Origin of the sequence: Sodalis-like endosymbiont of Proechinophthirus fluctus (assembly GCF_001602625.1) — a bacterium.
Lineage (GTDB): Bacteria > Pseudomonadota > Gammaproteobacteria > Enterobacterales > Enterobacteriaceae.
In genome coordinates, this window is record NZ_LECR01000040.1 from 4,540 (window position 1) to 8,948 (window position 4,409).

Below are 4,409 nucleotides of genomic sequence, written 5' to 3' on the forward strand. Positions count from 1 at the left end.
CGTTTTGGTTGCTGCTAGTGCTGCCGCTGATACTGATACTGTTGCCCTACCAGGCCGCCCACGCCGCGGAACAGGGACTCTTACAAATACACACCCTGCCCGACGGCGGCCAGCGCTGGTCGCTGCCGGTACAAACGTTGGTGTTGCTGACGTCGCTCACTTTTTTACCGGCGGTGCTTTTGCTAATGTCAGGATTTACCCGCATCATTATAGTACTGGTCATCCTGCGCAACGCATTGGGTACACCTTCCGCCCCACCCAATCAGGTCTTGATCGGACTGTCGTTATGTTTAACCTTTTTTGTCATGTCTCCCGTGCTGGACAGCATTTATCACGATGCCTACCTGCCGTTTTCCAAGGATCAAATCAGCATGGAAACAGCGGTACAGCGGGCGGCACAGCCGCTGCGGCAGTTTATGCTGACCCAAACGCGGGAAACGGATTTGTCGCTTTATGCCCGCCTAGGAAAACAGACGGAGCTCGCCGGCCCAGAGCAGGTAACGATGCGCATCCTGCTGCCGGCATTTGTCACCAGCGAACTTAAGACCGCCTTTCAGATTGGTTTCACGCTGTTTATTCCGTTTCTGATTATCGATCTGGTTATTGCCAGCGTCCTGATGGCTCTGGGTATGATGATGTTGCCACCCACCACGGTGTCGCTACCGTTTAAGCTAATGCTATTCGTAATGGTGGACGGCTGGCAACTATTACTCGGGTCTCTGGCCCAAAGCTTTTTCAGTTAACCTATACGAGGTCTTTCTATGACGCCAGAAGGGGTAATGACACTGGGTTTTGACGCAATGAAAGTCGGGTTGTCGCTCTCTACTCCGCCGTTGTTGGCCGCCATGGTCACCGGCTTACTGGTAAGCCTGTTGCAGGCGTCCACCCAGATAAACGAGATGACGCTGTCGTTCATCCCAAAAATTCTAGCAGTCATTACTTCGCTAGTTATCGCTGGTCCCTGGATGCTCAACCTTCTTCTGGATTACATGCGTACGCTATTCAGCCAACTACCGTATTCGATAAGTTAAAGGGCCATGCTGGACTTGACCGCCATACAGGACGCCATAGGATCGCATTTCTGGCCGCTGGCTCGTCTATTGGGGCTTTTCGTCAGCGCGCCGCTGCTCAGCGAGAAAATGGTCGCGAATAAAGTCAAAATCGGCTTGGCGGTGCTAATTACGCTGCTGATTGCCCCCGGGATGGAGCCGGTGACCACCCCCTTGGTTTCCGTAGCAGGGCTATGGCTCATCATGGTGCAGCTTATCATTGGCATAACGGTGGGGATGACGCTGCAGTTCGCCTTTAGCACCGTGCGCTTCGCCGGCGAAGTGATCGGTTTGCAGATGGGTCTCTCGTTCGCCACCTTTTTCGACCCCTTCAGCGGGCCGAACTCCCCGATTATCTCCCGCCTATTCAATGTGCTTTTGCTGTTGCTGTTCGTCTCTCTCGACGCGCACCTACTGATGATCGACGTGCTAGTCGACACCTTCCAACTGCTCCCTATCTCGCCGCTGCCCCTTAACGGCGAAATTTTCCTGGCGCTGGCGCGCGCTGCCGGCCTGTTATTTTCCTGCGGTCTGATGCTAGCGCTGCCAGCAATAACCCTGCTATTATTGCTTAATATTACTCTGGGGGTGCTGAACCGATTATCACCGCAATTCTCTGTGTTTATTATTGGCTTTCCGCTAACGCTCGGCGGCGGACTGCTGGCGCTGATACTGGCTATGCCGCTGTTAGCAACCTTCGCTGAAGAACTATTTAGCACGCTGTTTCAATATCTTTCCACAATCCTCGCCGCAATGGGCAGCCAACAGACATAAAAAACCAGCGCGAAAACCTCTCGGCGCGGCGGCCCCGGCACCTTCGGCATCCTGAGCGAATACTTACTTCATCATATTGAATAATGACATGTCTTTCATCATCTGAAAGACCATCATTGAGGAATCCATTGCGACTTTGGATAATTGCAGCTCCGTCACCAAGGCTATTTGCGATCCCGTATCCTGACCAAGACCCTGCTGCAGCCGATCGGTGATCCCCTCGCGTTGACTTATGCCGGCAGCATCAAGTTTGTCGAGCAATTGCAGGTTAAGACCGGAAACCAACTGCACATTACCGACGTTATCTTCTGTCTTTCTCACCGCGCTACGGGCGGCGTTCATTACCGCTTTCAGTTCCTCACCCGGCCATGCGCCGCCCACGTCATTACCCAAATCGCTCTTTAGCGCGCCGATAAGCGCATCCAGTTTTTTAAAAACTGTATCCTGACCCTCAATATTGAAAATATTGCTGCCGATATGGCCAATTTTTATCTCCCGGCCTTCGTCAACCTGCTGGACGATGGCGGTACTGCCGCCCTGATAAACAATACCCTCGCTACCTTGCACTTTTTGAAAAGGCTTCACATCCGCTTTATAGCCGGCAAAGATATAATTGCCTCTGGTGTCCTGCGCGTTGGCGCTGGCGAGGAGATCGTCGCGCAGGCCCTCTAACTCCTGGATTATAGGTGCGAGATTCCCCGTTAGTTTCTGGACGGCTATGATTTTGCCATTGATAGCTGAGAGCGTGTTGGTGACCGTTTGCAGCGTATCGCCCTGTTTCGTTAACATGGCCCGGGCATAACCGCGCGTACCTCTGTAATAATCTAATTGCGCCAGGGAGTTACGGTAAATCACCGCATCCATCGCCGCGGTGGGATCATCGGACGGGCGCAATACCCGGGTGTTAGTGCTCAAACGCATGGCCACATAATTAAAGCGGGACGCGGAGCTCATAATGAACTGGGTTTGCTGTTTATACATATAGTGGGTGCTGATATTCATTATTTACCTCGTAAATTGGCGATATAATTCCGGCATTTGGGTCACGTGGTGGCAATTTAGCGGATAGTAAGCAGGGTATCTAGCAGTGAATTAGCAGTTTGCAGTACTTGGGCGCTGGAATTATAATACTGCCGGAACATTTCCATTCGAACATATTCCTGATTAAGATTGACCCCGGTTTTCTCGCTGAGCGTCATGTAGGCGTCCTGGAAGGCTTTTTCCTGCGAGCTGGCCGTTTCCATTAAATTGCGGGTGATGGTGCCGACATAGCCAATCAGACCAGCGTAGGCATCACTAAACGTGGCGTCATTGATTAATTTCTCATGCTGGATATTACCGAGCGCAATGCTGTTACCGTTGTTACCCGTCTCTTTACCGTCTGTATCTTGTGGCTCTTTTTCGCTGGCGGCGGCAATTTCATCACCGTTTTTGATGCTCACCTCCAAGCTGTCGGCAATACCGTTGAACGGATTCAATTGATAGCTATCGCCCTCTTGCGGATCACCCTCCACCGCTACAGTGACTCCCTCGAACGTCAGTTTGCCGCCGACGACGGTTGATTCTACCTTTCTTCCGTTAGCAGTGCCCGTGATCTTCCACTGGCTGTTCTTAAAGCTTAGGGTATATTCCTGCGGTTTCGCTACCCCGCCCGTGGTGGTTGAATCGGTGTTCAATGCTATCGAAAGGCCGACTTTACCTTGGTTTTTACCGTTGGCTATAGCTTTTGGAAACTTGTAGCTGAATATATCCTTACCCTTTTCGCCCTTAGCATCATATCCTTGCTGGTTGACCTTGTTAAAGCGGTTACTTAAATGCAGGGCCAGCTCATTTAACCGGTTATGGATTTCCGGTAGATCCTGATTGCGAAACGCCAGTAGTCCGCCCAAAACGCCCTTATCTAGTAGACTATCCTGCAGAGGGATAATCGCGTTCTCGGCACCGCGATAGGCAATAACCTGGCGCCCCGGATTATTCTTATCGGTCGTGACTTCCAGCGCGTTGGCCTTGTCGCCGCTCACCAGCATATGGCCATTACTCAAAGTGACGTTGACAGCCCCAGTACGTCTGTCAATCTGCGTGTTGATGCCGGTTTGCTGGCTTAGCGCCTGCAACAGCTCATCACGCCTGTCCAGCAGATCGTAGGCACTGCCGCCGTCAATGCTCTGACTATTGCTAATCTCCCGATTCAAACTTGCCAGTTGGCCGGTCAATTGATTGATGTTGTTAACCGACTGCCGAATGTCCTGATTATTTTTCTGCTCTTGTTTGATGAGCTTATTGCTGAGTTTATTGAAGCGTCCGGTAAGTTCTTTAAGGGCCGCAAACGCACTACTGCGGTAGTTACCATTCATCGGCTCTTTGCTGATGTCCTTCAGCGCGTTAAACAAGCTGTTTAGCTTAGTATCAATACCGTCGTCGGTCATACTGAATTCTAGGTCCAGCGAACTCATCTTGGCATAATACGCATCGCTGGCTCGCAGCAATGTTTCCGTCCCCCGTACCCGCTCATTGGTATATTCATCGAAAGCGCGGGCAACCCCATCGACGCGGACACCGTTGCCGAAATAGCCCGTGGAGGTCACA

5 protein-coding genes are annotated in these 4,409 nt (G+C 51.7%); 3 read left to right on the forward strand and 2 right to left on the reverse strand.

Annotation, left to right across the window (positions count from 1 at the left end):
- Positions 1-8: 8 nt before the first annotated feature.
- The 3 genes from fliP to fliR are packed head-to-tail and all read left to right on the forward strand — an operon-like array spanning position 9 to position 1,823.
- Positions 9-743 carry a flagellar type III secretion system pore protein FliP gene (gene fliP, locus BG74_RS04380; RefSeq protein ID WP_187202627.1) on the forward strand — a complete coding sequence of 245 codons (735 nt, stop codon included), beginning with the start codon at positions 9-11 and terminating at the stop codon, positions 741-743.
- 18 nt (positions 744-761) lie between these two features.
- Positions 762-1,031: a flagellar biosynthesis protein FliQ gene (gene fliQ / locus BG74_RS04385; RefSeq protein ID WP_066596864.1), complete on the forward strand. Its 270-nt coding sequence runs from the start codon at positions 762-764 to the stop codon at positions 1,029-1,031.
- Positions 1,032-1,037: 6 nt separating this feature from the next.
- On the forward strand, positions 1,038-1,823 hold the full coding sequence (gene fliR / locus BG74_RS04390) for a flagellar biosynthetic protein FliR (RefSeq protein WP_066596866.1): 786 nt from the start codon (positions 1,038-1,040) through the stop codon (positions 1,821-1,823).
- Positions 1,824-1,886: 63 nt separating this feature from the next.
- On the opposite strand, the gene flgL is transcribed toward fliR, so the two are convergent.
- Positions 1,887-2,825, reverse strand: coding sequence for a flagellar hook-associated protein FlgL (gene flgL / locus BG74_RS04395; protein WP_066596868.1), 939 nt, complete (start codon positions 2,823-2,825; stop codon positions 1,887-1,889).
- A gap of 56 nt (positions 2,826-2,881) precedes the next feature.
- Positions 2,882-4,409 (reverse strand): flagellar hook-associated protein FlgK (gene flgK, locus BG74_RS04400; RefSeq protein ID WP_244267278.1); only part of this gene is annotated, 1,528 nt, incomplete at its 5' end.

Excerpts from the sequence above, each read along its gene's own strand:
- fliQ (WP_066596864.1), top strand. The coding sequence starts at position 762 with ATGACGCCAGAAGGGGTAATGACACTGGGTTTTGACGCAATGAAAGTC.
- fliR (WP_066596866.1), top strand. The coding sequence starts at position 1,038 with ATGCTGGACTTGACCGCCATACAGGACGCCATAGGATCGCATTTCTGG.
- flgL (WP_066596868.1), bottom strand. The coding sequence starts at position 2,825 with ATGAATATCAGCACCCACTATATGTATAAACAGCAAACCCAGTTCATT.